We start from the raw sequence: 25,854 nt of genomic DNA, 5'->3' as shown, positions 1-25,854 counted from the left end.
TATAGCGTAGCTCTAAAGATTACAATTCAATCTCTGCTGCAATGGGGCGGACTGTGCATCCGCTGAGGAGTTCGCGATGCCCCGTACACTGATGCCACCCCATCTAAGGAGAAATCTGCACATGTTTGGACGCTCCAAAGGCGACACCAATAGCGACCACGCTGCACTCGATACCCGCGAGGAAACGCCGCAGGAAATCATCACAGACGTTTTGTCTTCCGATCCTGCACGTTTGCAGGAAGAAGCGGGCATGATCGGCCGGGCGTTCATCAGTGCCGTCGATACTGCTGTGCATCTGCAGACTGGCACGATCCGGGCTTACGTGAACTGGCTCCGCCGCCAGAACCCGGATGCTTCGCCCGAGGAGATCCAGCAGATCATGGCGAAGCACTTCCGTAACACCGTCACCGGAACCGGCGCTGGTGCGGGGGCCGCGGCCGCAGTGCCAGGCGTCGGCATTGTCACCGGCTCCATGGCAATCGCCGGCGAGTCGGTGCTGTTTCTCGACCTCGCCGCGTTCTACACCGTCGCCTCCGCGTACCTGCGCGGCATCGACGTCAAGGATTCTGAACAGCGCCGCGCGATTGTGCTCACCACACTCATGGGCACGCAGGGCTTGGCCATCGTTGAAACATTGCTTGGAGACGAAGCCTCGGACGCGCCCTCCCGCAGCATGCTGGCGAGGTTTTCTGGCCCGACGCTGCAAGAAGCGAACAGCATCCTGACGCGATTCGCCATGCGCTCCATGGGCCGGGGTCTGCGCCGCGCCTGGTTTGGCAAGCTGCTGCCACTGGGCATCGGAGCAATCGCCGGCACCGCGGCGAACCGCAAGCTTGCAGACATCGTGCTCTCCAACACCGCCGACACCCTCGGGCCAGCACCTGCCCGGTTCATTGAGCCGCTGCCCACCAAGGAAGAGGAATCTGCCGAGGAGCAAGAGGTAGAGGCAAAGCTCTCCACCAACCCGCGCGAGTTCGCTGCCTGGATCATGCAGGTGTTCAACCGCGACACCGGTGACGCCGATGACACCGCCAACAGCGACACCGACACCGACACCGACACCGACACCGAGACCGCCGAAGGCAACTCGAAGCGTCGGGGAATACTCGGCCTCGGCAAGCGCTCCGCTGGTACAAACGAGGACAAGTCAAACCGTCGCGATGAGAAATAGCGGACTGAAGGAGATGCATCATGACCACCGAGAAGAACTCCGGCCTCGACCCTGAGCTCGAGCGCGAGATCGCAGAGAAGGAAAAGTCGATGGACACCGACACCTTTGACAGCGACGAGGAAGAACGCAGCAAGATGCGCCGCATCTTTGCCAACAGCAAGGCCAACAGCGAGGCGAGGGCGAAAGAAAACGACACCGACACCGAGTAATCCGCCTACCCGGCGGGGTCCGCGCACACTGCTCTCCCGTGCACTGAGAGCCAACGCGGGCCCCGCCGTCGCCGCGTTTGCAGCCGCGGGCTTAAGCGCCATCCTGCAAACGTCCATGCCTGCGCTCACCGGCCGCGCGATCGACATCGCCACCGGCGAATCCGCAGGCGATGTCACCCACATCGTGTGGCTCATGGTTGCCGTCGCTTTGGCCACGTACGCGTTCAACTTTGTCCGGCGCTTCACCTCCGGCCGTCTCGCATCCAATTCGCAGCACTGGCTGCGCGTCGAGCTGCTGCGCACCCTCCACCGCCTCGATGGCCCCGCGCAGGACACCATCGTCGCCGGCCAAATCGTCTCGCGCTCGATCACAGACCTCAACCAGTTCCACATGGTGCTTGGATCTGCGCCGATGCTGTTCACACGCGCGCTTCAACTCGGCCTCACTCTCGCGGTCATGTTCGCCATGGACATCCCGCTCACGTTGATGTCGCTGGCGCTGCTGCCGCTCATCCTCTTCGAAGCCAACCGCTCGCGCCGCTTCCTTTACGCCGCCACCTGGGTCAACCAGCAAACGGCCGCGGATCTCACCCAACACGTTGAAGAAACCGTCTCCGGTGTCCGCGTTGTCAAAGCCTTCGGACAGGAACAGCGCGAGATCGACACCCTCGACCGCCTCGGCCGTGACCTCTACGCGGTCAAAATGCGCACCGCGAAACTCACCGCCCGCTTCCAGCCGCTCCTCGCGCAGCTGCCAAAAGTCGCCCTCGTTGTCACCATCGTCGCCGGCGGCATCACCGCCATCCAAGGCGGCATCAGCATCGGCGCGTTCGTCGCGTTCACCGCGTACCTCACGTCGATGACGTCTCAGCTCGCAATGCTCACCAACCAGTACGTGCGCATTCACATGGGCATGAGCTCCATCGATCGCCTCGACGATGTCCTGCACCTCGCCCCCGAGCACTCCCCCGCCACCGCCGAAGCGCCCACCGGCCCTGCCGGCATCGCCTTCGACTCGGTCGACTTCACCACCGACGGCCATCAGGTCCTCAACAACTTCAGCCTCGGCATCGTCCCCGGCGAATCCGTCGCCATCGTCGGCCCGCCCGGCGCAGGCAAAACCATGGCAGTCCAGCTCGCCGGAGGGTTCTACAGCCCGGATCGCGGGAGCATTTCGCTTATCGACGCCTCGTCCAACCGCATCCCCTACCCCGAACTGACACCAACCGGCATCCGTAGCAAGATCACGTGTGTCTTCGACGAGGCGTTCCTCTTCTCCGCCTCCGTCTTCGACAACATCGCGCTCGGCGCCGACCCCGAGCTCACCGGAGACGCGCTCGATGCCGCCGTGCGCGAAGCAGCGCGCCTCGCCTGCGCGGACGAGTTCATCGACCGCCTGCCCGACGGCTACGCGACCGAGGTCGGCGAACGAGGACTGACACTTTCCGGCGGCCAGCGCCAACGCCTCGCCCTTGCCCGCGCACTCATCTCGCAACCCCCGGTACTCGTGCTCGACGACGCGACCTCAGCCATCGACGCTGAAACCGAAGCCGTCATCCTCGCAAACCTCCGCTCCCATCTCGACGGCGTCACCGTGATCGCGGTGGCGCACCGCCAGTCCACGGTCGACCTCGCCGACCGGGTCGTGGTCATGGACGCCGGCCGCGTCATGGCGGACGGGCCTCGCGACACCATCGTCGAAACGCCCGCGTACACCGACCTCATGGACCCGGACGCGACCTCGCACATCAGAACCAGCTCAGGTGTGCAACCGGCCCCCACCCATGAGGCTCTCTGGCCCGCCATCGAAACCTCTGAGACCCACCACGTCCTCGCACCCCAGGGCCACGGCGGCGGTGGCGGCGGTGGCGGCGGTGGCGGCGGTGGCGGCGGTGGCGGCGGTGGCGGCGGCGGCGGCGGCCACAACGCCCCGATCAGCGCCACCCCGGAACTCCTCGCCCGCGTCGATGCCCTGCCCAACGCCACCGAGCGCCCCGACCTCGCCGAAGCCACACTCACACGCCTGCGCACCCCGTCGAGCGAGTTCCAGGTGTCCAGCCTCTTCAAGGCGGTGCGCGGCCTCATCGCCGCCACGGTCGCGCTGCTCATCGTCGGCGTCGTCGCCGACCTCGCATTCCCCACCCTGATTCGCGCCGCCATCGACGGCGGCATCGAGCCGCGCAACTCCGACGCCCTTATCACCGTGGGCGCGATCGCGCTCGCAGTGGTGCTCATCGCCTGGGCGGCCGAAGCGACGATGACTGTCCTGTCCGCCCGCGCCGGCGAGCGCCTCCTCTACGGCTTACGCCTGCGCAGCTACGCCCACCTGCAGCAACTGGGCCTGAGCTACTTCGAATCGCGCCTCAGCGGCAAGATCATCACGCGCATGACCACGGACATCGACACGCTGTCGTCGTTTCTCCAAACCGGCCTCGCCCAAGCCATCGTCGCCGCGGGCAGCCTCGTCGGCGTCACCGTGATGCTCGTCGCCACCGACACGCAGCTCACCCTCGTTGCGCTCATCGCGGTGCCGGTCATCATCGCCGCAACCGCGATCTTCCGGCGCTTCTCCAAACGCTTCTACACTGAAGCACGCCAGCAGATCTCCATCGTCAACGGCGAGTTCGCCGAACTCATCGGCGGCATCCGCGTCACCCAGATGCACCGCGCCGAAGCCCCGGCAGAGGCCCGCTTCGACGAGATGTCCGACACCTACCGCCGCTTACGCATGCGCACCGTGACGCTGATGGGACTCTACTTCCCCGGCATGCAAGCGATCAGCCAGATCATGACGGCCGCCGTCATCGGCGTCGGCGCGGGCCGCGTCGCCAACGGCGACCTCTCGGTCGGCGTGCTCGTCGCGTTCACCATGTACCTCGGCCAGCTCTACGGCCCAATCCAGCAGCTCGGCCAGATCTTCGACTCGTGGCAGCAAGCCCAGGTCAGCTTCGAGCGCATCACGGAACTGCTCGCAGAGCGCACCACAGTCCCGGATACAGGCACGAAGCCGCAGGCACGGCAGGCAGCCAAGGGAGCTCTTTCGCTTGAGGACGTCAGCTTCGCCTACCGCACAGACGGCACCCGCACCGAGAACGTGATTGAGGACATGCGCTTACCCCTCGCGCCCGGCGAGACGGTTGCGCTGGTGGGTCCCACCGGGGCGGGTAAATCGAGCGTCGTCAAGCTACTTGCGAGGTTCTACGACCCGACCGATGGTGAGGTGACTGCCTCGGGGACGAGTGTGGCTGAGTTTCCTTTGACCGAGTGGCGCCGGGCGCTGGCGCAGGTGCCGCAAGAGTCCTACCTGTTCGAGGGCACGGTGGCTGAGAACATTGCGTACGGGGTGCCGGGGGCGAGCGAGGCCGAGATTGAGGCCTCGGTGGCGCGCATAGGGGCCTTGGATGTGATCGCCGCGATTCCCGGCGGGTTCAACGCGCGCGTCGGCGGGCGGGGCCGGGGCTTGAGCTCCGGGCAGCGGCAGATCATCGCGTTGGCGCGCGCGGAGATGCTGGAGCCGGATGTGGTGTTGCTGGATGAGGCGACGGCTACCCTCGACCCGGCGACCGAGGCCGCGGTGCTCAACGCCGCCGATTCCGCCACCGCCGGGCGCACTTCAGTCATTGTCGCGCACCGCTTAGCGACGGCTGCGCGAGCGGACCGCATCGTGGTCATTGACAGCGGTCGTATCGTGGAAGACGGCACCCACGAGCAGCTGAAGAATGCGGGCGGAAGGTACGCCGCAATGTGGGCTGCACACCGCTAACCACCATCATCGGGGGTAGCCACAACCCCTCATCGTGAGTTATTGCTACCTATCGTCCCGTTGTCGTGGTTGTTTCATTACCATTGAAACGACGAACGTTCATAGATCAAGGAAGGCGATCACCTGCCGTGAGCAGCGATAACACATTCGGCCAAAACAGCTGGCTGGTCGACGAGATGTTCCAGCAATTCCAGAAGGATCCGAGCTCCGTGGACCAGGAGTGGCGCGAACTTTTTGAGCAGCAGGGCGCACCGAGTACGGCGAAGGGTGGTCCCGCTAGCCCCAAGGCTGAGCAGGTAGCTGCTTCCGACACCGGTACCGGCAAGACCGCCGCTGCGAAGACCGACGAAAAGGTTGCTCGCACCACCGCCGCACCGAGCCAGGACGGTCGCGAGACCAAGGTCGACTCCGCCGCCAAGGCCGCCGCGAAGCAGAAGACTTCGGTGCTGCCGAAGCCGAAGAAGTCGCCGCTGGACAACATCTCCAGCGTCTCCTACGAGCCGGGCGAGACCCTGCTCAAGGGCGCGTTAAAGGCGATTGCGAAGAACATGAACGAGTCGCTCGAGGTGCCGACCGCGACCACCGTGCGCGACATGCCGGTCAAGCTCATGTTTGAAAACCGCGCGCTGGTCAACGACCACCTCAAGCGCACCCGCGGCGGAAAAATCTCGTTTACCCACATCATCGGTTACGCGATTGTCCAGGCCACCAAGCTGCACCCGGACATGAACGAAAACTACCGCGAGGAAGAGAAGAAGTCCTTCGCCGTCCAGCCGGAGCACATCAACCTCGGCCTGGCGATCGACCTGCCGCAGAAGGACGGCTCCCGCTCCCTGGTCGTTGCGGCCATCAAGGAGTGCGAGACCCTCAACTTCGAGCAGTTCGTCCGCGCCTACGAGGACATCGTGGACCGCGCGCGCGACGGCAAGCTCACCATGGATGACTTCTCCGGCGTGACCATCCAGCTGACCAACCCGGGCGGCATCGGCACCCGACACTCCATTCCGCGCCTGACCAAGGGCCAGGGCACCATCGTCGGTGTCGGCGCGATGGACTACCCGGCGGAGTTCGCCGGCGCTTCCGAGGACCGCCTCGCCGAGCTCGGCGTGGGCAAGCTGGTCACCCTCACCTCCACCTACGACCACCGCGTCATCCAGGGTGCGGAGTCCGGTGAGTTCCTGCGCGACATCTCCCAGTTGCTTATCGACGACAAGTTCTGGGACGAGATCTTCGAAGCAATGGAGATCCCCTACGCTCCGCTTCGCTGGGCGCAGGACCTGCCGAACACGGGTGTGAACAAAGACACCCGCGTGATGCAGCTTATCCAGGCTTACCGCTCCCGCGGCCACCTGATTGCGGACACCAACCCGCTGAAGTGGCACCAGCCAGGTTTGCCGAAGCCGGACTCGCGTGACCTGCTCATTGAGACCCACGGTTTGACCATCTGGGATCTCGACCGCACCTTCCACGTCGGTGGTTTCGGCGGCAAGGAGCAGATGACGCTACGCGAGGTGCTCACCCGCCTGCGCGCTGCGTACACCTTGAAGGTGGGTGCGGAGTTCACCCACATCATGGACCGCGACGAGCGCGAGTGGCTGCTCGACCGCATCGAGGCCGGCATGCCGAAGCCGACCCACGCCGAGCAGAAGTACATCCTGCAGAAGCTCAACGCTGCTGAAGCCTTCGAGAACTTCCTGCAGACGAAGTACCTGGGCCAGAAGCGCTTCTCGCTTGAGGGCGCTGAGACCTTGATCCCGCTCATGGATGCCGTGATTGACACCGCCGCAGGCCAAGGCCTCGACGAGGTTGTCATCGGCATGCCGCACCGCGGGCGCCTGAACGTGCTGTTCAACATCGTGGGCAAGCCGGTTGCCACCATCTTCAACGAGTTTGAGGGCAACTTCAAGGCCGCTCAGCAGGGTGGCTCCGGCGACGTGAAGTACCACCTCGGTTTCGAGGGCCAGCACATTCAGATGTTCGGCGACGGCGAGATCAAGGTCTCCCTGGCCGCCAACCCGTCCCACCTCGAGGCCGTCGACCCGGTCCTGGTGGGCATGGCGCGCGCAAAGACCGACCTGCTCAAGCACGAGCAAGGCCGCGAGGACTACCCGGTTGTGCCGATCATGCTGCACGGTGACGCGTCGTTCACCGGCCTGGGCGTGGTTCAGGAGACCCTGAACCTGTCGCGCTTGCCGGGCTACGCTGTCGGCGGCACCGTCCACGTCGTGGTGAACAACCAGATCGGTTTCACCACCACCCCGGACTCCGGCCGTTCCTCCTTCTACGCCACCGATCTGGCAAAGGGTTTCGACTGCCCGGTCTTCCACGTCAACGGCGACGACCCGGAAGCCGCTGCATGGGTTGCCCAGCTGGCCACCGAGTACCGCCGCGAGTTTGGCAAGGACGTCTTCATCGACCTGATCTGCTACCGCCTGCGCGGCCACAACGAGGCTGACGACCCGACGGTGACCCAGCCGATCATGTACGACCGCATTGAGTCGCACCCGTCCGTGCGTACCCGTTACACCAACGACCTCATCGGCCGCGGCGACATCACCGAGGAAGAAGCAGAGATCGCAGCACAGGATTTCCTGGACCAGCTGGACTCGGTCTTCTCCGATGTGAAGTCCACCGAGGGTAAGCCGAGCGAGCAGACCGGCATCACCGAGGCGCAGGAGCTCACTCGCGGCCTGGATACCTCCATCAGCGAGGAGCAGTTCAAGCGCCTGGCGGAGACCTACGCCAACCTGCCGGAGGACTTCACTCCGAACAAGCGCCTCAAGAACGTGCTGAAGAACCGCGGCGGTTCGCTGGAGAACGGCGGCATCGACTGGGGCTGGGGCGAGCTGCTCGCCTACGGCTCCCTGGCCGAGGAGGGCAAGTACGTCCGCCTCATCGGCGAGGACTCCCAGCGCGGTACCTTCACCCAGCGCCACGCGGTGCTCTACAACCCGGACAACGGCGAGGCGTTCAATCCGCTGGATCACAACGCAGTTGAGGCCGAAAACGGCGGCCGCTTCGAGGTCTACAACTCCGCCCTGACCGAGTTCGCAGGCCTGGGCTTCGAGTACGGCTACACCATTGCCAACCGCGATGCCGTAGTGGCCTGGGAGGCGCAGTTCGGCGACTTCGCCAACGGTGCGCAGACCATTATCGACGAGTACATCTCCTCCGGCGAGACCAAGTGGGGCGAGCTTTCGAGCCTGACCATGCTGCTGCCGCACGGTTACGAGGGACAGGGACCCGACCACTCGTCGGCACGCATTGAGCGCTACCTCCAGCTTGTGGCTGAGGGCTCGATGACCATTGCCCAGCCGTCGACCCCGGCGAACCACTTCCACCTTCTGCGCCGCCAGGCGCTCGGTGAGATGCGTCGCCCGCTGATCGTCTTCACTCCGAAGTCGATGCTGCGCAACAAGGCCGCGGTTTCCCAGCCGGCCGACTTCATCGAGACAGACCGCTTCGAGTCCGTTATTGATGACCCGAACTTTGTCTCCCGCGGCAACAAGAAGGTCAACGGCGCGGACTTTGACAACGTGGAGACCATCCTGCTGTGCTCGGGCAAGATCTACTACGAGCTTGCAAAGCGCAAGGAGAAGGACGGCCGCGACGACGTGGCGATCATCCGCATCGAGATGCTCCACCCGATCCCGTTCAACCGCCTGCGCGACGCGTTCGCGAACTACCCGAACGCGAAGCAGATCCGTTTCGTGCAGGACGAGCCGGCGAACCAGGGTCCGTGGCCGTTCTACAACGAACACCTGCGCGACCTCATCGAGGACATGCCGGAGATGGTGCGCGTGTCCCGCCGCGCCCAGTCCACCACCGCTACCGGTGTGGCCAAGGTGCACCAGCAAGAGGAGCAGGCGCTTGTCGACGAGGCGTTTGCCAAGTAAACGTTCCCGCCCAGCTCTAGGCGCGTAGCCGTCTAGGCAAAGAACCGGCCCGCAGGGAGATGATCCCCGCGGGCCGGTTTCGTGATTGCGCGCAATCGCGCTGTTGTGCAGTCGCGCAATCGCGCTGTTGTGCGGACAGGCTACGAAACAGGCGGTGCAGCTAGTTTTCGGGAGCGAGTCCGATCGTGATGTTTGCGTACTCCATGAGCCACTCGGACACGGCTGCGCGCACCGGTTCACCGCCTTCGACCCGCTCAGCGGCCTCGGCGATATCTTCGGTGGCCATCACGCGGGTGATGAAGTTGATTCGCTGCACCGTACGACGGTCAAATTTCGAGTCGGTGAAGATCGGGACGATGTTCTGCGGCAGCTGTGGCTTTCCCGCCGGCGCAGTGCCCGGCTGGGCAGCCGGCGCGGTGCCCGGCTGGGTCGCCGGCTGAGTTGCCGAGAATCCTGCGCCGCAGCCTTGGGCCGGCGACGGATCGACCGTGCGGATGTCAGCCGGGAACGTGCCTTGCATGGCGTCGTACGTAGCCACGGACAGTGCCTCCCCGGTTTCACCGGAGGCCGCGAGTGCGCGGGCGGCGGCGTGATCCTGCGCGTCCAGCAACGTCCCGGTGCAACTGATGACCAGGTCGACCTCCTGAGTGCGTAGCAGCTGTACTGCGTCGCGCTCCGCGAAATCGGACAGGCTGATCACTCCCACGGCGTAACCCATGGAGTTGAAGATCTCACTGTAGATCTCCCCCAGCACGACCTGCTCGGCGGAATCGGGATCAATCCCGATCGACACCGGCCGAGTGTCGCTGAACGCGGCTAACGCGTTGTCTGCAGTTGAGCACCCGACAAGAAGCGCCGACGCCGCGGCAAGTGCCGCTGCGCCGGCGATCGAGCGTTTCGGGTTGACTCCCATGGTTAAGCCCTCCCTTGCTCTCGGCGGGGAATCGTGAATCTGGTCTACGACTCTACCGCGCCAATGACGCGCTACTGCGCGTTGCCCGGGCCACCCGGGTTGTCGGAGTGCGGAGCATTGTTCGGCTGCTCCGGCTGTGCCGGCCGCTCCGGCGGCCGCTGACCCCGTGCGCCCGCGGCGATCAAGTCGCGCGCCTGCGGCGCCATGTCCGCCTCGCACAGCACGTCGTAGTGGCCGGCAACAATGGCCGTCGCCGAGGAAAAGTCACGCCGGCCGCCGGAGAACGCGTAAGCAATCGCGGCGAAAACTAAGCCGAACATGGCACCAATCAGCAGGGACCAAACAAGTACTGACCACCCGGTACCCGGCATGGCGAAAAGCGCGAAGATCAAGCCGATGAACATACCCATCCACAGCCCGGACAGCGCACCGCCGCCCAGCACCCGGCCCCAAGTCAGACGGCCAGTGATGTTTTCCACCTGCATAAGGTCCACACCCACGATGGTGAGCTTCTCAACGGGAAACTCACGATCCGACAGGCTGTCGACGGCCTCCTGCGCTTCGGCGTAGGTGTCAAACGAGCCGACCGGCCATCCGGACGGCACTTCACGGATTTGGAGCTGACGACGATTGGGATTGGTCATAGTGAAGAAGTATACAGATGACCTTGCATTTCCCCGGGGCCTATACTTGCCTTTTGATATGGCTACAGCACCTTCAGAATCCCAAGTCCGCGATGCGCTTGCGCGGGTTGATGACCCCGAGATCGGCAAACCCATCACCGAACTCGGCATGGTCGAGTCGATCCAGCTCTCCCCCGCCGACTCCGCCGGCCTCACCGACGTTCATGTCGGCATCTACCTCACCATCGCTGGCTGCCCGATGCGCGACACCATCGAATCCAACGTCCGCGCAGTCCTCGAGGAACTCGACGGCGTCGGCACCGTCACCGTCACTCTCCATACAATGAGCGACGAGCAGCGCCGCGCCCTCTCAGAGAAGCTCCGCGGCGAACAGACCGGGCCGGTCATCCCGTTCGCCGACCCGGATTCGCGCACTCGCGTCTTCGCGGTTGCCTCCGGCAAGGGCGGTGTCGGCAAATCCTCGATGACAGTCAACCTCGCCACCGCCATGGCCGCCCAGGGTCTCACGGTGGGCGTCATCGACGCCGACATCTACGGCCACTCCATCCCAGGCCTCATGGGGTCGCAGGACAAGGGTCCCACGGTTGTCGACGACATGATCATGCCGCCGATCAGCCACAACGTCCGCCACATCTCCATCGGCCAGTTCGTGGAAGGCAACGCGCCCATCGTCTGGCGCGGGCCCATGCTCACCCGCGCCATCCAGCAGTTCCTCGCCGACGTCTACTGGGGCGACCTCGACGTCCTCTTCCTCGACCTTCCGCCCGGCACTGGTGACGTCGCCATCACAGTCGCGCAGCTTGTGCCCACCGCCGAGCTCATCATCGTCACCACCCCGCAGGCCGCCGCGGCCGAAGTCGCCGAGCGCGCCGGCACCATCTCGCAGCAGACGGATCAGCCCATTGCGGGAGTCATCGAAAATATGGCAGGGCTGTTGCTTGACGACGGCTCCGTTGTCAACGTCTTCGGAGAAGGCGGCGGCCAGCAGGTGGCAGACCGCCTCACGGCGCTCACCGATTCCGACGTGCCACTGCTCGGCTCGATCCCGCTCGACCCTGCCCTGCGCGCAAATGGCGACATCGGCACCCCTGTCGTGCTCTCAGACCCGGATGCTCCGGCAGCCAAGGCGGTGCAGGGGATCGTCGAGAAGCTTAAAGTGCGACGAAACTCGCTGGCGGGCAAGAACCTCAACCCGACGGTGAAGTAGCCTAAACCACGTCCTCCCAGGAGAATCCCGCGGTGCGCTTCGGCTCACCAGGCTGCTCCGGCGCCGGTGGCGGCGTCTGGTTTTGCGGGCTGGGGCGGGGCCCGGAGTTGACCTGCTTGGGCTGTGCTGGTTGCGCTGGATGCTCCGGCTGTTGTGGTTCGTCGTCGGCGAGTGCGCGGCGCGGGTCGAATTCGTCCAGGTACTCCTCATCGCCCTCGAAGAGCAGCGACGACACCGCGCGGCGCGGACCCATCGCGGCGTACTTGGACACGGTGTTAATCGGCTCGCGGAACTCCTCGAAGCCTTCCAACTCGCCATTGAGCTCACGCTTCGCGTTCGCGATGCCTTTGCGCGCAGCGTAGATGGCGGCTCGGACGTCTTCGACAACGCTGGGCAGGCGCTCCGGGCCGATCACGATCAGCCCGATGATCAGCAGGAAGAAGAACTCAGTCCATCCGAAGTTCGATAACACCTCTCACACCCTACCCTCGTGCGAATCTTCTTCAGCGCTTCGACTTAGTGCTTGCGTTTGACTGCGCGCAGCACGCTGACCACCCGGTTAAGCAGATTCTGCGCAAAGCGACGCGGGGAGCGCGGGGCGTGCTCATCCGCGGCTCCTACTTCTGCGGCGATGTCTGCTTCGGACATGCGGGCCAGGCGCTCGACGAGGAAGTCCGGGGCCCGCACCCCGTCAGCGCCGCAGCTGCGCACGCGCTCCGCCGCCCCGCGCTGGGCGACTATCTCCTCGTGGCACTCCTGGCACTGCGCGATGTGGTCCATCGCCCGACGGCGCGCGGAGTGACCAAGCTCGTTGTCAACGAACGCGGCAACTGCCTCGGCGCTTAGATGATCGGTGGAAGAAAAGCGGGGCTTATCTGCGCGTTTGACCATGGTCGCCGCTCTCCTTTCCGATTGCCATTCAAAGGGTACTCGCGAAGCGGAGCACACGGCTTAGCGGGTGCGCAGCAGCTCCTTCGTGGCGGTGTCGTGCACTGCCTGAGCCTCTAGGGATTCGCGCAACTGTGTACGGCCGCGGTGAATGCGGGAGCGAACAGTGCCCATCTTCACGCCGAGGGTTTCGGCGATTTCCTCATAGCTCATGCCCACGACGTCACAGAGCACTACTGCGACGCGGAAGTCCGGGCCCAACTCATCCAGCGCCCGCTGCAGTGCCGGGTCGAGGTTGGTGGCGGAGTACGCCTGCTCTGGGGTCAACGCGGTGCCGGGCACACGCTCGTAGTCGTCCGGCAGCTCTTCCATCCGGATCTTCGAGCGGTGGCGCACCATGTCCAGAAACAGGTTGGTGGTGATTCGGTGCAGCCAGCCTTCAAAGGTGCCCGGCTGGTAGTTCTTCAGGTTGCGGAACACGCGCATGAACGTCTCTTGCGTGAGGTCTTCCGCGTCATGCTGGTTACCGGAGAGACGAAACGCCAGACGGTAGACGCTGTCCGCGTGCTCGGCGACCAGCTCCGACCAGCTCGGCATCTCCCCGTGGCCAGCGTCGAACGCGGCGGTCCCGGTCAGCGGCTGCGTCAACTCAGCGTCGCTAGCGGTTTCAAGGTGCGCGGCAGGATCGGAAGTCACGAGTGCCATTGTGTCAGAGTGTCGCCGGTTACACCCAGGGAACGAACTGACAAAACGCTGTGCAAATCGGCTGTGCGAGTCAGCTGCGCAAATCTCACCGCACAATGCCCGGGCCGCTCCCACCTGCCGTCTATGATGAATCCCGTGAGTGAGACTGCGTTTACCCAGATGACCGCCTACATCAACGCGCAAGCCAGCGCCAACGGCGAAGGCGGCGAAGGCGACGACGCGCTTCGCGAAGCCCTCAACCACGCGTACATCGAGGCGGAGGAAAACGGCGTGCGCGCGCCGAGTGCCGTCGTGGGTTCTCTCCTGACAACGCTCGCTGCCGGCGCCGGCTCGCCCGGCCAAGGCGCTGTCGCCGTCACCCCAGCTGCAGGCGTGGTCGGTCTGCACATTCTGCGCGGACTCCCGGATAAAGCGACGCTCACCTGCATCGAGCCGGAGGCAGCGCTGCAGGCAGGCGCGAAAGAAGCGTTCCGCATCGGGGGCCACTCCCCCTCCCGCGCGCGATTCCTGACCGCGCGCCCGCTCGACGTTATGGGCCGGCTCGCCGCCGACGCGTATCAGCTCATCTACGCCGATGTCGCGCCCCTAGAGATGGCACCGCTCATCGACAACGCCTGGCCATTGCTCACCCAGGGCGGAACCCTCATCATCGCCGATTCGCTTCTCGACGGCACACTGTCCGACCCATCACGGCGCGATCGCGAGACAGAAGCCGCCCGACAGGCTGACGCTCATGCAGCTGCGCTTGGGGTGGATAACGCAGCCGTCGTCACGCGCTTGCCCCTTGATGGGGGCCTGACGCTGATCACGAAACGTTAGGCCGGGCCTTCCTTTAAACCACTTCACTCTTGCCGACGACCACGACGTCGCTGTCAGAGACGGTGTAACGGGAACGGTCGCGCTCCAAGTCGACGCCGATGATCTCACCGTCGGAGACGTAGACGTTCTTGTCCAAGATCGCGCGGCGCACGACAGCACCCTTGCCGATGCGCACGCCCGGAAGCAGCACGGAGCCCTCGACCGTCGCACCCTCCTCCACGCGGACATCGGTGGAGATCACCGAGTTGCGCACCGTCGCACCGGAGATGATCGAGCCGGATGCCACCATCGACTCCTGCGCAATACCGCCCATGACGAACTTCGCCGGCGGGAGGTTCGAATCCTCCGTCGAGTGGATCGGCCACGCCTTGTTGTAGAGGTTGAAGATCGGGTGCGAGGAGATCAAGTCCATGTGCGCGTCGTAGAACGAGTCGATGGTGCCGACGTCGCGCCAATAGCCCTTGTCGCGATCGGTCGCGCCCGGAACTTCGTTGGAGGAAAAGTCGTAGACGTTGGCCTGCCCCTGGGACACGAAGTACGGGATGATGTCGCCGCCCATGTCGTGGGAGGAATCCTCGTTCTGCTCATCCTCCAGCAGCGCCTTGATCAGCGGCTCGGTGGTGAACACGTAGTTGCCCATCGACGCGTAGGTCATCTCCGGGTCGTCCGGGGTGCCCGGCGGGTCGGCCGGCTTCTCCAGGAACTCGGTGATAGTGCCGTCCTCGGTGGACTGGATGCAGCCAAAGGCCGTCGCCTCTGCGCGCGGGACGCGGATGCCCGCTACCGTGGCGTCCTTGCCGGACGCAATGTGGTCTTCCACCATTTGCGACGGATCCATGCGATAGACGTGGTCCGCACCGAAGACCAGGACGTAGTCCGGCATATCGTCATAAATCAGGTTCAGCGACTGCACAATCGCGTCCGCGGAACCGGTGTACCAACGCTTGCCGCGGCGCTGCTGCGCAGGCACCGACGCGATGTACTGCGGGGTCGGGCCGGAAACGTTCCACGCGGTGGCCACGTGGCGGTCAAGCGAGTGCGACTTGTATTGGGTCAGGACCGCGATACGCATGTAGCCGGCGTTGACGAGGTTCGACAAAACGAAGTCGATCAGACGGTAGGTCCCGGCAAAGGGAACAGCGGGTTTTGCACGGTCGGCGGTTAGCGGGAACAGGCGTTTTCCCTCACCGCCAGCGAGGACGATGGCGAGGACTCTTGGCTGGCTCTTCATATTGTTTAGGGTATTGAAACTGCCCGAATCGCGCAGGACATTGACGACGATTCGGGCACCGCATCCCGCCCCACGGGGGTAGCCCGCGACGCGGCGGGCGAGTTGGGCGGCGTGGCCGTCGGCGCGAGCCAAGCTGACGTCCGTGCAGCACGTTTTAAACGCAACTAAGCTCGGCGGGCATGAGAGTCGGAATGATGACCAGAGAGTATCCGCCGGAGATTTACGGCGGTGCAGGCGTCCACGTCACCGAACTGACCCGTTTCATGCGCGACATTGTCGATGTCGACGTGCATTGCATGGGAGCTCCCCGCGACGAGAAGGACGTCTACGTCCACGGGGTTGACCCTGAACTGGAAGATGCCAACGGCGCAATCAAAACGTTGTCCACCGGCCTTCGCATGGCGGATGCAGTGGGCAAGGTCAACGGCGGGCTAGATGTCGTGCACTCCCATACCTGGTACTCCGGCCTCGGCGGCCACCTCGCCGGCCTGCTCAACGACATTCCGCACGTGGTCACCGCCCACTCACTGGAGCCGGACCGCCCTTGGAAGCGCGAGCAACTCGGCGGCGGCTACGACATCTCCTCTTGGAGCGAAAAGAACGCCATGGAGTACGCAGACGCCGTAATTGGTGTCTCCGCCGGCATGAAAGACGCGATCCTGCGCGCCTACCCGCGCATCGACGAGTCCAAGGTTCACGTCGTGCTCAACGGCATCGACCCGGAGAAATGGTTCCCAGAGAAAGGCACTATTGCCGACGAGTTGGGCGTGGACACCTCCCGCCCAATCGTCTCTTTCGTCGGGCGCATCACCCGGCAAAAAGGTGTGCCCCACCTGCTGAAGGCGGCGCAGCACTTCGATGAGGACGTGCAGCTCATCCTCTGTGCAGGCGCGCCGGATACTCCCGAGATCGCTGAGGAGACAAACGCTCTCGTCGAAAAGCTTCGTGCAGAGCGCGACGGGGTGTTCTGGGTGCAGGAGATGCTGCCGTCGGAGCGCATCCGCGAGGTGTACTCGACCTCCGATGTGTTCGTGTGCCCCTCAATCTATGAGCCGCTGGGCATTGTGAACCTGGAGGCAATGGCCTGCGGAACCGCCGTCGTCGCATCGCGTGTGGGCGGCATTCCCGAGGTGGTCGTGGACGGCGAGACCGGCACGCTGGTGGATTACGACGAGTCCGATCCGGAGACCTTCGAGCGTGGGCTGGCGGAGGCCGTCAACGCAGTCGCTGGCAACACCGACAAGGCTGCGCAGATGGGCGAGGCGGGCCGCCAGCGCGCCGTGGCGGACTTCTCGTGGGCGACCATTGCGCAAGAAACCGTGGACATTTACAAGCAACTGATCTAGGAAAACTCCAGGCTAATGACTGTTTACCGACCAGAACTGCACGTCACCGCGGACAGCGGCGTCCTCGAGGGTCCGGCGGGGGTGATCCGCCTTGGCAAGCCCGAGCAACGGGTTTGGCACATGTTCTACCAGTACGCCGATGAGCCGGGTGGGCCGAGCCGCTGGGGCCACAACATGAGCGAAGGCGACCCGTTCAGCTGGTTCGAGTGCAACGACGCGATCGTGCCGATTGACGACGAGACGCACGTGCGCGCCGGTGCCGTGGTTGGCGGCGAAATCAACGATGGCGGTGTGGATTTTTACTTCACCTCGCGCACCGACGCCGGCAACACGATTCAGCTCGCGCGCGTCGATGACATTGACGCGCTGTGCGACGACCTCGACGAAGACGTACGCGTCTCCGCGGCCGTCGAGCGCCTAGGAGTCGTGGTCGATGACGCCGGCGAGTACGGCAACTTCCGCTCGCCGTGCGTCATTCCTGGTTGGGACAGCGCCGCCAACCGCGACGAGGGCCATGAAGGCTGGCTCATGCTCGCCGTGTCCGGCCCCACCGACCACCCGAAGCCGGTGGTCCTGCACTCCGCAGACGGTCGCGCTTGGACCTTCGACGGCCCGCTCGAGTTCGACGGCGATCCGGGCTTAGACTTGGACGATTCGCTTGTCGCCCCGCGCCTGGTGCGGCTGCGCGATGAGGTGGACGACAACATTTATGACGTCCTGTTCCTCACCATCGAGCGCGACGGCAAGGACATCGCCTGCTACATCATTGGCACGCTCGAGGGCAATGTGTTCCACGTGGTCACGCCGGGTCAGCTCTTCGACCACGGTCACGACTTCACCCGCCCACGCAACACCAACTACCCGCGCGACGTGGAAAACGAGCTGGGGCGGTACGACCGCGCGTACCTCTACGGCTTCATGACCAACTCTGGCCGCAAAGGCGACCCGACCAGCGAGCCGAACTGGGACGCAGAGGGGTGGGCCAACGCGCTCACGCTGCCACGCCGCGTCACCCTGCAACACGGACACCTTTATCAGGTGCCGGCGCCGGGACTGCCGGAAGCGATCGATGCGTCCGAGCGCGCGCTGCTGTGGGCGGCGCTGTGCGACATCCCGTCCGACTCAGCGATTGTCGCCGAGGTGCTCGACGCGTCCGGCGAGCCAGCTGCGCGGATCCGCCACAGCGGCGACCACATCGAGCTGGACCGCTTCGACGGGGAGCCGAAGACGGCGCAGCTGCACGACGATGACGAGGACAACATCACCATCATCGTCGACGGCTCCACGCTTGAGGTCTACGCCGGCGGCGGCAGCGTTGTCATGTCCTCGCGCTTCTGGCCTACAGGCGGAAGCTCCGGCATCCGCGTGCGCACCAACGGCGACGCCGAGATCTACAGCGAGTGGCGCCGCGGCTACGCCGCGCTGCGCTAGTTGCTAGTCCACCCCGCGCCTACGCCTTGTTAGTTACTACGCCTTGCGCAGGTGGATCAGCTGGGCGCGGGCGGTGACCTCAAGGCGCTCCGGCAAGGCGGCCACGCGCTCCTGCAGCGTCGCCGGGTCCACGTGGCGGGCGGATGGGCTCATGCCTACCTGCGCAGCGATCGCCTCGCGCTCGAGCTGCATCGGGAACTCGATCAGCTCAGCGTCCCCCACTGGCTCCAGGTAACCCTGCGCCTGCTCAAGCATCCTCTCGAGCTTGCCTTCCTCCACGCCCAGGATCCCCAGAGGCTCGCGAAGCTCGTCGAGGTGGCCCTGGTCTGCCGTTAGGATGACTGCCTCGCCACCGTCGACAAGCACTCGGCGAAATTCCGCTGGGTTGCGCGGAGCGAAGATGACTGTGATGGCGTGGGCGCTACCGTCGATAAGCGGGATGCGCTCCCAGACATCGGCGACGACCGCACCGACCCGCGGGTGCGACTTGGCGAGGTGCTTCGCGGCCGGGACCGAGATGTCGAGGCCGACGCCGCGCGAACCGTCCACCGTGTCCAGCGTGTGCGAGAGGTAGTAGCCGGTGCCAGCGCCGACCTCCAAAATGACCGGCTCAGCGACATCGGGGGCCGAGACCTCCAGCACATCCTCGACGGCCTCCGTAACTGCCTCGACGAACGGAGCGAAATAGCCCTGCGACAGAAAAGCTTCGCGCGACTGCACCATCTCCGGTGAGTCGCCGTCATGATTCAGCCCCTTGCCGCCGGCGAGAGTGACGTACCCCTGACGGGCAACGTCGTACGAGTGGCCGGTCTCGGACACGAGGCGAGAAAAGTCGTCCGCACCGCGCAGCGGGGACAGGTCGACCGGGTCAGCCAGCACGTCGAGGATATCTTTGAGCATGGGCTGATAGTACCGCGCAGCCTCTGCGCGGCTGAAACGCGCTACTCCGCAGCGTCGAGCAGAAGCTGGCCCAGTTCGGCGGCTTCTTCTTTGCTCATCTCTACGACGAGGCGGCCGCCGCCGTCGGACGGGATGCGCATTACGATCTTGCGGCTTTCTTCCACAGCCTCCATCGGGCCGTTACCGGTGCGCGGTTTCATTGCTGCCATGCGTCGGTTCTCCTTCAGGTCTAACCATTACTTCCGAAGAGTCTACGCTCTTTTGCGCGTCCCCATCTTCGGCCGCCGCCAGGGTCGCAGGCTCTACGACTGGCTGAGCTGGCGTTTCGCCGGTTCCTGTCAGCTGCGCAATGAGCGCGTCCACCTGGTCCATGCGGTACCCGCGGTGCACGACCTCGAGCTGGATGTCGTCGATCCGCCCCTCGTCGACCGCGCGGCGGTTCGCCTCCTTCACGTCGGCGGTTTCCATCATCGGCGGCAGCGCTTCACCCCGGCCGAACACCGCGGAAAACAGCCACAGGCCGAGCACGCTGAACACAATTAGCGCGATGATGAGCATGATCCAGGAAAGCATGGGGCTTATCCTAGCTGGCCGACCACGGCGGTCGCTGGTCCACCTCGGCGCCAAGGCTCGCGCGATTCAGGATGGTGCGCGCCACCACGTCGGCCATCGGCGCCAGCTCAGCCAGCGGTCGGTTGCGGTGGGTGCGATGGCCCAGGTCAGTTTGGGCAGTGCTTATTGACGCCCCTTTGACCGCCACATCAATCAACAACCCGACGTCCACCCCGTAGCCCGCGACAAAGGGCAGCTCGAGGGCCATACTGCGACGGATGGCGTACTCGCCTGCAAGCGGTTGGTCGATGTGGCCAAGTTCCGGAAAGAATGCGCGCAGCAGCGGTTTGGCTGTCAGTTCGGTGACGCGACCCCCGCCGCGCCCGTGCTCGCCTTCGTCGCGGGTGTAGGTCGCCTTGACCAGCTCGATTCTGGGGTCTGCGAAGGGCGCGACGAGAGCGTCGATCCACCACGGCTCGACGTTGGTGACGTCCGCGTCTACAAACACCACGATGTCCCCGCGTGCCGCGCGCACCCCGCGCCACAGTGCCTCGCCTTTGCCGGGCACCGGCTCGCGCGGGTCCACGTCGCGCCAGTTGACCACCTTCGCGCCCGCCTCGGCGGCGACGCGGGCGGTGGCGTCGGTGGAGTCGGAGTCGATGACCAGCACCTCGCCCGCGCCTGCGGCTGCGCCGGAAACAGCCTCCGAGGCGAGGCAGGCGGCGATCACGTGCGCGACGGTGGCCTCCTCGTTGAGCGCGGGGATGACCACGCTCACCGCAGGTACAGGCGCGGACTCTGGCATGGATTCTGGCGGGGTCACGCGAGGCCCCTCACGGTCGCTAGCGGAGCTGCGGTGCCTTGGATCGCGGCGGTCATGCGGATCACGTCGACGGTCTCGCGTACCTGGTGCACGCGAAACGCAGCCACGCCGTGGGCTGCGGCCCAAGCGGTCGCGGCGAGCGTGCCGGCGACGCGCTCATCCACACCCCGGCCCACAGTTTCGCCGACGAAGTCCTTGTTCGACAGCGCCATGAGCACCGGCCAGCCGGTTGCCACCAGCTCATCGACGCGGCGCAGAATCTCCAACCCGTGGAAGGTGTTCTTGCCGAAGTCGTGCGTCGGGTCGATGAACACGGCATCTTCAGGCACGCCAACTGAGACCGCGCGTTCGGCGAGGGCGGTGGTTTCGCGGATGACGTCGGCCACGACGTCGTCGTAACGCACGCGGTGCGGCCTGGTGCGAGGGACCGCTCCCCCGGTGTGCGAGCAGACGTAACCGACCTTGTTCGCGCCGGCGACCTCGACGAGCTCCGGGTCGAAGCCCGCCCAGGTGTCGTTGACCAGCGTTGCGCCGGCATCGATCGCGGCTTGGGCCACGCTCGCGCGCCAGGTGTCCACGCTGATGGTCACGTCCGGATGGGCCGCGCGAACAGCGGCGATGACGGGCACTACCCGATCGATTTCTGCTCGTTCGTCGACGTTGTCGCCGGGGCCTGCTTTGACTCCGCCGATGTCGATGATGCTCGCGCCGTCGATAATGGCTCTGCTCGCGCGCTCGACTGCTTTCTCGACGGCGAAGGTCGCGCCCTTGTCGTAGAAGGAGTCGGGGGTGCGGTTCACAATCGCCATGACTGCGGCGAGCTGGGGTGCCATCGGGCTAGCGGTTCTGCTGCTCGCCCCGCTGTTCGCGGAGGCGGCCATCCGTCATCACCTTGTGGGCGTCCACGATGTGCTGGACGGCGTCGTCGACGGAGTCGGTGACAATGAACAGCTCGTCGTCGCCCGGCGAGATCAGGCCGCGGGCGAGCTGCTGGTTGCGCATCCAATCGACCAGGCCGGACCAGAAGTCGGTGCCCATGAGCACGATCGGGAAATTGGTGACCTTGCCGGTCTGCACCATGCACAGCACTTCGAAGACCTCGTCCATCGTGCCGAAGCCGCCCGGCAGCGAGATGAACGCCTGCGAGTACTTCAGGAACATGGTCTTGCGGGCGAAGAAGTAGCGGAAGTTGAGGCCAAGATCGACCCAGTCATTCAGGCCCTGCTCGAACGGCAGCTCGATGCCCAGGCCAACGGAGACGCCGTCAGCCTCGTGGGCGCCGCGGTTCGGGCCCTCCATCAGGCCCGGGCCGCCACCGGTGATTACGGCGTAGCCGGCCTCGGTCAGCGCCTTGCCAACCTGGCGGGCCTGCTCGTACTCCTCAGTCCCCTCGCCCAGGCGCGCCGAGCCGAAAACGGTGACGGCCTTCGGCAGCTCGCTGAGCGCATCGAAGCCGGCGACGAACTCGGACTGGATGCGCATGACGCGCCACGGGTCAGCGTGCTTCCAGTCGTGGTCGGCGTGGCCGATGGATTCCAGCAGCCGCTGGTCGTAGGTGGTCGCCTGCTGGTCCTGCTCGCTGCGGACCATGATCGGCCCGCGGAGTTTGCGTTCGCGGCCTGGCCTGGGGGTGATGTGAGGGGCCATGGAGGTAGGTGTGCTCCTTGTATTGGTTATCGCGCTGGCGATCTATCGCGTCAAGTACTGCAGCAGCTGCTCCGACACGTGCCGGATCTGCGCCGTTGGGCACTGTTCATCGCGCTTGTGGGCGTACCCCGGGTCGCCGGGCCCGAAGTTGACAGCCGGAACACCCAGACTAGAGAAGCGCGCAACGTCCGTCCAACCGTATTTGGCCCGGAAGTTGCCGCCCACGGCTGCGACCAAGTTCGCGGCGACCGGGTCGTCCAACCCGGGCAGAGCTGCAGGGGCGACGTCGTCGTAGGTCAGCGTCAGGCCGTCGTCAAGCGAAAGTGCTTCCTCGAGATGAGCCTTGGCCTCCTCGACGGAGCGATCCGGCGCGTACCGGAAATTGATGGTCAGGCGCGCGAAATCCGGGATGGTGTTGGTGGCCACGAAGCCTTCCATGCCCACGACGTTGAGGCCCTCGCGGTACTCGCAGCCGGCGATGGTGACGGTGCGCGGCTCGTACGCCGCGACGCGCGCGAGCACCCCGGCGAGGTTGTGCGCGGCGTTCTCCCCCAACCAGCTGCGCGCGGAGTGCGCGCGGGTGCCGTGCGCGTCGACGAAGACGCGGATCGTGCCCTGGCAGCCGGCCTCGATGATGCCGCCGGAGGGCTCGCCGAGCAGCGCGATGTCGCCCGCGAGCAGCTCCGGGTGATCGCGCTCGAGGTGGTAGAGGCCGTTGAACTCGGTGGCCACCTCCTCGCCCTCGTAGGCGATCAGCGTCAGGTCGAACGCCGCGCGCTCCGGGTCCTGGCTCAGGCGCGCGAACGCATTGAGATAGCAGGCGAGACCGGACTTCATATCCACGGCGCCGCAGCCGAACAGCGTCTCGTTGCCGTCGGCGTCGGGTCCGATGCGGTGCGGCGTGTTGTCCGCCAGCGGCACCGTATCCACATGCCCGGCCAGCACGACGCGCTGATCACGGCCAAAATTCGTGCGCGCCACCAGCGTGTTGCCGAAGCGCTGCACGTCCACGTCGGCCAGCCCGCGCAGCGCAGTCTCAAGCACGTCCGCGATCGCAGCCTCATGGTGCGACGGGGACTCGATATCGATGAGGGTGGCGGTCAAGGCCACCGGGTCGTCGTTAAGCACAAGCCCTTATTATGGGTGCATGCCGCTAGGAGCTCAAGGTACAGGCATTGCGAACATTGCGATCGACGGCACGGTTCTGGACACATGGTTCCCGAGCCCTTCGCTTATCGACGGCCCGTTGGACGCCCCTTCTGGCACCCACCGCGTCTCCGCGCGCGACCTGTCCGACCGGTTTTTGAACTTGGTCGGGATGGATCATGACCGCCTCGTGGAGCTGGTGCCGGTGCAGACGCGGATTGGGGACCTATCGGAGCCGCCGGTGGACGCGCACGACGTGTACCTGCGGCTGCACCTGCTTTCGCACCGGTTGGTGCGCCCCGGCGAGATCAATATGCACGACTGCCTGGAACACCTCGTGCACGTGGTGTGGACGAATAAGGGGCCGTGCCTGTCGGACAACTTTGAGTACGTCCGGACGAACCTGCGCTCGCGCGGGATGATTCACGTGTGGTCGATTGAGCCGCTGCCTCGAATGGTGGACTACGTCGTGCCGTCGGGCGTGGCGATTGCGGAGGCCGAGCGCGTGCGGTTGGGGGCGTACCTGGCGCCGGGCACGTCTGTGGTGCGTGAGGGGTTCGTGTCCTACAACGCCGGGTCGTTGGGGCCGGCGAAGATTGAGGGGCGGATGTCGTCGTCGGTGATGGTTGGCGAAGGCACGAAGATCGCGCTGTCCGCGAACGTGATGGCCAACGAGGGCGAGGGACGCAACCGGCTACCGCTGCGCATCGGACGCGACTGCTTGCTGCGCCATTCGGCGGGGCTCATCGGTGTTGACCTTGGCGATAACTGCGAGATCGGTCTCAACGTCGTGCTCGCGCCCGAGACCGTGGTGTTCGACGCGCGCGTTGGCGAGCAGGTGAAGGCGCGCGAGTTGTCGGGCCAAAGCGATCTGCTGATTGCGCACGAGCCGTTCTCGAACTCGCCGGTGGTGCGCACGCGTCCGCCGCGCAGTACCGATCTTCGCGTGCTGTAGTTTCCTGGGCGGGTGCACCGGGGCCGTCGATAAGCATTGTGATGAGCCTGACCCCCGCGGTGGTGGGGCCCGGTGAGGTGCGGTTTAGAGTGAGGAGCATGTCATCTATGCCTCCCGCGAACGCGACCGCGGAGACCTCGCTAGGGCGGGGCCTGAAGACGCGCCACCTGACCATGATGGGGCTCGGCTCCGCGATCGGTGCCGGGTTGTTCCTGGGCACCGGTGTCGGCATCTCTGCGGCTGGGCCCGCCGTGCTGCTGGCATATGTGATTGCCGGAGCGATCACCGTGTGCATCATGCAGATGCTGGCTGAGATGGTGGCGGCACGGCCGTCGTCGGGCACGTTCTCCACTTACGCCGAGATGGCATTCGGGCCGTCTGCCGGGTTCACCATTGGGTGGCTGTACTGGTTCATGATGATCATGATCATGGCCGTCGAGATCACGGGTGCCTCCGCGATCATCGCCGCGTGGTTTGGCATTTCCGCGTGGATTCCGGCGCTTGTTGCCATCGTGTGCTTCACCCTGATCAACTTCGCCGCGGTGAAGAACTACGGCGAGTTCGAGTTCTGGTTCGCGCTGATCAAGGTGCTCGTGATCGTGGCGTTCCTGGTGCTGGGCACGCTGCTGTGGCTGGGGTTGCTGCCGGGGACATCTTTTGTGGGGCTGTCCAATGTCGCAGAGGTCGGGTTCATGCCGAACGGTTGGGGCGGCGTGGCGACGGCACTGCTGGCAGTGGCGTTCGCGTTCGGCGGCATCGAGCTGGTCACGATTGCCGCGGCGGAGTCCGAGGATCCGGAGGTGGCGGTGCACTCGGCGATTCGCACCATCATATGGCGCATCTCGGTGTTCTACATCGGGTCGGTGCTGCTGATCGTGCTGTTGCTGCCGTTCGAGCAAATCGGCGGCGCGTCGGATGCATCCGAGTCGCCGTTCACCGCCGTGCTGTCGATGGCGAACATCCCCGGCGCGGTGGGGATCATGGAGGCCGTCATTGTGATTGCGCTGCTCTCGGCGTGCAATACGCAGGTCTACGGTTCTTCCCGGTTCCTGCACAACTTGGCTGTGCGCGGCGATGCCCCGCCGGCGTTTGCCTCCACCGACTCGCGCGGCGTGCCGATGCGTGCCGTGATCGTCTCCGTAATCTTCGGCTTCGGCGCGGTGGCCCTGCAGTATTGGAACCCGCCGGGACTGCTCGCGTTCCTGCTCAACGCAGTCGGTGGCTGCTTGATTGTGATTTGGTTCGCGATCGCCTTTTCGTTCCTGAAGCTGCACCCGCGGCTCGTTGAAAGCGGCGAGATCACCCACGTACGCATGTGGGCCCCGAGCTGGCTGCCGTGGGCGACCATTGCGCTCGCAGCCGGCATCGTGCTGCTCATGCTCACTAACCCGGACGGCCGTTTCCAGGTCATGGCCGTTGCCATCGTCGTCGGCGTGATCGCTGCCGCCGGCGTGATCTGGACCCGCACCGACACCTTCGCGCGCAACGCCACGCCGGAAAGGACCCACCAATGAGTGGCAGCAGCATCACTCCTGCGAGCAACCAACCCACCCACGGCGGCGCCGACACTCACGGCAGCGCCGACGCTGCCTCTGAGCTCGGCAGCGG

23 protein-coding genes are annotated in these 25,854 nt (G+C 65.1%); 10 read left to right on the top strand and 13 right to left on the bottom strand.

The annotated features are described in order from the left end of the window. The first annotated feature begins 121 nt into the window (after positions 1-121). From CGLAU_RS04950 to CGLAU_RS04935, 4 genes are all read left to right on the top strand, one after another. Positions 122-1,171 carry a hypothetical protein gene (locus CGLAU_RS04950; protein ID WP_232507208.1) on the top strand — a complete coding sequence of 350 codons (1,050 nt, stop codon included), beginning with the start codon at positions 122-124 and terminating at the stop codon, positions 1,169-1,171. Between the two features lie 20 nt (positions 1,172-1,191). After that, a complete protein-coding gene (locus CGLAU_RS04945; protein ID WP_095659727.1) occupies positions 1,192-1,380 on the top strand; it encodes a hypothetical protein in 189 nt (62 codons plus the stop codon). 28 nt (positions 1,381-1,408) lie between these two features. Continuing rightward, positions 1,409-5,143 carry an ABC transporter ATP-binding protein gene (locus CGLAU_RS04940; protein WP_269768559.1) on the top strand — a complete coding sequence of 1,245 codons (3,735 nt, stop codon included), beginning with the start codon at positions 1,409-1,411 and terminating at the stop codon, positions 5,141-5,143. 128 nt (positions 5,144-5,271) lie between these two features. Further along, positions 5,272-9,039 (top strand): multifunctional oxoglutarate decarboxylase/oxoglutarate dehydrogenase thiamine pyrophosphate-binding subunit/dihydrolipoyllysine-residue succinyltransferase subunit, encoded by a 3,768-nt coding sequence (locus CGLAU_RS04935; protein WP_095659725.1) that lies wholly within the window; start codon positions 5,272-5,274, stop codon positions 9,037-9,039. A gap of 160 nt (positions 9,040-9,199) precedes the next feature. Here CGLAU_RS04935 and CGLAU_RS04930 read toward each other — a convergent pair whose 3' ends face one another. Together CGLAU_RS04930 and CGLAU_RS04925 are read right to left on the bottom strand one after the other, a co-directional pair. Beyond that, on the bottom strand, positions 9,200-9,952 hold the full coding sequence (locus CGLAU_RS04930) for a type 2 periplasmic-binding domain-containing protein (protein WP_095659724.1): 753 nt from the start codon (positions 9,950-9,952) through the stop codon (positions 9,200-9,202). 71 nt (positions 9,953-10,023) lie between these two features. Further along, positions 10,024-10,596 carry an ABC transporter permease gene (locus CGLAU_RS04925; protein WP_232507207.1) on the bottom strand — a complete coding sequence of 191 codons (573 nt, stop codon included), beginning with the start codon at positions 10,594-10,596 and terminating at the stop codon, positions 10,024-10,026. 58 nt (positions 10,597-10,654) lie between these two features. Here CGLAU_RS04925 and CGLAU_RS04920 point away from each other — a divergent pair, with 58 nt between their 5' ends. Then, positions 10,655-11,803: an Mrp/NBP35 family ATP-binding protein gene (locus CGLAU_RS04920; protein ID WP_095659723.1), complete on the top strand. Its 1,149-nt coding sequence runs from the start codon at positions 10,655-10,657 to the stop codon at positions 11,801-11,803. A gap of 1 nt (position 11,804) precedes the next feature. Here the strand turns inward: CGLAU_RS04920 and CGLAU_RS04915 are convergent, their stop codons facing one another. Genes CGLAU_RS04915 through sigE form a run of 3 tightly spaced genes read right to left on the bottom strand, consistent with a single transcriptional unit; the run spans position 11,805 to position 13,396 of the window. After that, positions 11,805-12,275 carry a Sec-independent protein translocase family protein gene (locus CGLAU_RS04915; RefSeq protein ID WP_095659722.1) on the bottom strand — a complete coding sequence of 157 codons (471 nt, stop codon included), beginning with the start codon at positions 12,273-12,275 and terminating at the stop codon, positions 11,805-11,807. Positions 12,276-12,319: 44 nt separating this feature from the next. After that, the gene (locus CGLAU_RS04910; RefSeq protein WP_095659721.1) at positions 12,320-12,694 is read right to left on the bottom strand and encodes an anti-sigma factor; all 375 of its coding nucleotides are present in this window, start codon (positions 12,692-12,694) and stop codon (positions 12,320-12,322) included. Positions 12,695-12,754: 60 nt separating this feature from the next. Further along, positions 12,755-13,396, bottom strand: coding sequence for an RNA polymerase sigma factor SigE (gene sigE / locus CGLAU_RS04905; RefSeq protein WP_095659720.1), 642 nt, complete (start codon positions 13,394-13,396; stop codon positions 12,755-12,757). A gap of 135 nt (positions 13,397-13,531) precedes the next feature. Here sigE and CGLAU_RS04900 point away from each other — a divergent pair, with 135 nt between their 5' ends. Beyond that, the gene (locus tag CGLAU_RS04900) at positions 13,532-14,215 is read left to right on the top strand and encodes an O-methyltransferase (RefSeq protein WP_415877147.1); all 684 of its coding nucleotides are present in this window, start codon (positions 13,532-13,534) and stop codon (positions 14,213-14,215) included. Between the two features lie 13 nt (positions 14,216-14,228). Here CGLAU_RS04900 and glgC read toward each other — a convergent pair whose 3' ends face one another. Further along, the gene (gene glgC, locus CGLAU_RS04895) at positions 14,229-15,446 is read right to left on the bottom strand and encodes a glucose-1-phosphate adenylyltransferase (RefSeq protein ID WP_095659719.1); all 1,218 of its coding nucleotides are present in this window, start codon (positions 15,444-15,446) and stop codon (positions 14,229-14,231) included. A gap of 179 nt (positions 15,447-15,625) precedes the next feature. Between glgC and glgA the strand changes: the two genes are divergently transcribed. After that, positions 15,626-16,792 carry a glycogen synthase gene (gene glgA, locus CGLAU_RS04890; protein ID WP_095659718.1) on the top strand — a complete coding sequence of 389 codons (1,167 nt, stop codon included), beginning with the start codon at positions 15,626-15,628 and terminating at the stop codon, positions 16,790-16,792. A 15-nt stretch (positions 16,793-16,807) separates the two neighbouring features. After that, complete coding sequence (locus CGLAU_RS04885; protein ID WP_095659717.1) at positions 16,808-18,223, top strand: GH32 C-terminal domain-containing protein; 1,416 nt, start codon at positions 16,808-16,810, stop codon at positions 18,221-18,223. A gap of 36 nt (positions 18,224-18,259) precedes the next feature. Here CGLAU_RS04885 and CGLAU_RS04880 read toward each other — a convergent pair whose 3' ends face one another. From CGLAU_RS04880 to dapE, 7 genes are read right to left on the bottom strand one after another with little or no spacing between them, the layout of a single operon-like run. Further along, complete coding sequence (locus tag CGLAU_RS04880; RefSeq protein WP_095659716.1) at positions 18,260-19,123, bottom strand: methyltransferase domain-containing protein; 864 nt, start codon at positions 19,121-19,123, stop codon at positions 18,260-18,262. Between the two features lie 41 nt (positions 19,124-19,164). Then, positions 19,165-19,332 (bottom strand): DUF3117 domain-containing protein, encoded by a 168-nt coding sequence (locus CGLAU_RS04875; protein ID WP_095659715.1) that lies wholly within the window; start codon positions 19,330-19,332, stop codon positions 19,165-19,167. Next, on the bottom strand, positions 19,304-19,696 hold the full coding sequence (locus CGLAU_RS12500) for a cell division protein DivIVA (RefSeq protein WP_232507206.1): 393 nt from the start codon (positions 19,694-19,696) through the stop codon (positions 19,304-19,306). Before CGLAU_RS12500 ends, CGLAU_RS04875 begins: the two co-directional genes overlap by 29 nt. 10 nt (positions 19,697-19,706) lie before the next feature. Beyond that, positions 19,707-20,480 (bottom strand): glucosyl-3-phosphoglycerate synthase, encoded by a 774-nt coding sequence (locus tag CGLAU_RS04865; protein WP_095661048.1) that lies wholly within the window; start codon positions 20,478-20,480, stop codon positions 19,707-19,709. A gap of 14 nt (positions 20,481-20,494) precedes the next feature. Further along, positions 20,495-21,331 (bottom strand): dihydropteroate synthase, encoded by an 837-nt coding sequence (gene folP, locus CGLAU_RS04860; protein ID WP_232507205.1) that lies wholly within the window; start codon positions 21,329-21,331, stop codon positions 20,495-20,497. 4 nt (positions 21,332-21,335) lie between these two features. Next, complete coding sequence (locus CGLAU_RS04855; protein WP_095659714.1) at positions 21,336-22,145, bottom strand: LOG family protein; 810 nt, start codon at positions 22,143-22,145, stop codon at positions 21,336-21,338. A gap of 42 nt (positions 22,146-22,187) precedes the next feature. Beyond that, positions 22,188-23,273, bottom strand: a complete 1,086-nt coding sequence (gene dapE / locus CGLAU_RS04850) for a succinyl-diaminopimelate desuccinylase (protein WP_095659713.1) — start codon at positions 23,271-23,273, stop codon at positions 22,188-22,190. Between the two features lie 19 nt (positions 23,274-23,292). Here dapE and CGLAU_RS04845 point away from each other — a divergent pair, with 19 nt between their 5' ends. Continuing rightward, positions 23,293-24,246, top strand: a complete 954-nt coding sequence (locus CGLAU_RS04845; RefSeq protein WP_095659712.1) for a DapH/DapD/GlmU-related protein — start codon at positions 23,293-23,295, stop codon at positions 24,244-24,246. Positions 24,247-24,344: 98 nt separating this feature from the next. Further along, complete coding sequence (locus CGLAU_RS04840) at positions 24,345-25,760, top strand: amino acid permease (protein ID WP_415877146.1); 1,416 nt, start codon at positions 24,345-24,347, stop codon at positions 25,758-25,760. Positions 25,761-25,854: the final 94 nt, after the last annotated feature.

The sequence above is a fragment of the Corynebacterium glaucum genome, assembly GCF_002287505.1.
Taxonomy (GTDB): Bacteria; Actinomycetota; Actinomycetes; order Mycobacteriales; family Mycobacteriaceae; genus Corynebacterium; species Corynebacterium glaucum.
This window is presented reverse-complemented; position numbering and strand designations above follow the sequence as displayed.

Excerpts from the sequence above, each read along its gene's own strand:
- CGLAU_RS04950 (WP_232507208.1), top strand. The coding sequence starts at position 122 with ATGTTTGGACGCTCCAAAGGCGACACCAATAGCGACCACGCTGCACTC.
- CGLAU_RS04945 (WP_095659727.1), top strand. The coding sequence starts at position 1,192 with ATGACCACCGAGAAGAACTCCGGCCTCGACCCTGAGCTCGAGCGCGAG.
- CGLAU_RS04930 (WP_095659724.1), bottom strand. The coding sequence starts at position 9,952 with ATGGGAGTCAACCCGAAACGCTCGATCGCCGGCGCAGCGGCACTTGCC.
- CGLAU_RS04925 (WP_232507207.1), bottom strand. The coding sequence starts at position 10,596 with ATGACCAATCCCAATCGTCGTCAGCTCCAAATCCGTGAAGTGCCGTCC.
- CGLAU_RS04920 (WP_095659723.1), top strand. The coding sequence starts at position 10,655 with ATGGCTACAGCACCTTCAGAATCCCAAGTCCGCGATGCGCTTGCGCGG.
- CGLAU_RS04910 (WP_095659721.1), bottom strand. The coding sequence starts at position 12,694 with ATGGTCAAACGCGCAGATAAGCCCCGCTTTTCTTCCACCGATCATCTA.
- sigE (WP_095659720.1), bottom strand. The coding sequence starts at position 13,396 with ATGGCACTCGTGACTTCCGATCCTGCCGCGCACCTTGAAACCGCTAGC.
- glgC (WP_095659719.1), bottom strand. The coding sequence starts at position 15,446 with ATGAAGAGCCAGCCAAGAGTCCTCGCCATCGTCCTCGCTGGCGGTGAG.
- glgA (WP_095659718.1), top strand. The coding sequence starts at position 15,626 with ATGAGAGTCGGAATGATGACCAGAGAGTATCCGCCGGAGATTTACGGC.
- CGLAU_RS04885 (WP_095659717.1), top strand. The coding sequence starts at position 16,808 with ATGACTGTTTACCGACCAGAACTGCACGTCACCGCGGACAGCGGCGTC.
- CGLAU_RS04880 (WP_095659716.1), bottom strand. The coding sequence starts at position 19,123 with ATGCTCAAAGATATCCTCGACGTGCTGGCTGACCCGGTCGACCTGTCC.
- CGLAU_RS04875 (WP_095659715.1), bottom strand. The coding sequence starts at position 19,332 with ATGGCAGCAATGAAACCGCGCACCGGTAACGGCCCGATGGAGGCTGTG.
- CGLAU_RS12500 (WP_232507206.1), bottom strand. The coding sequence starts at position 19,696 with ATGCTTTCCTGGATCATGCTCATCATCGCGCTAATTGTGTTCAGCGTG.
- CGLAU_RS04865 (WP_095661048.1), bottom strand. The coding sequence starts at position 20,480 with ATGCCAGAGTCCGCGCCTGTACCTGCGGTGAGCGTGGTCATCCCCGCG.
- folP (WP_232507205.1), bottom strand. The coding sequence starts at position 21,331 with ATGGCACCCCAGCTCGCCGCAGTCATGGCGATTGTGAACCGCACCCCC.
- CGLAU_RS04855 (WP_095659714.1), bottom strand. The coding sequence starts at position 22,145 with ATGGCCCCTCACATCACCCCCAGGCCAGGCCGCGAACGCAAACTCCGC.
- CGLAU_RS04845 (WP_095659712.1), top strand. The coding sequence starts at position 23,293 with ATGCCGCTAGGAGCTCAAGGTACAGGCATTGCGAACATTGCGATCGAC.
- CGLAU_RS04840 (WP_415877146.1), top strand. The coding sequence starts at position 24,345 with ATGTCATCTATGCCTCCCGCGAACGCGACCGCGGAGACCTCGCTAGGG.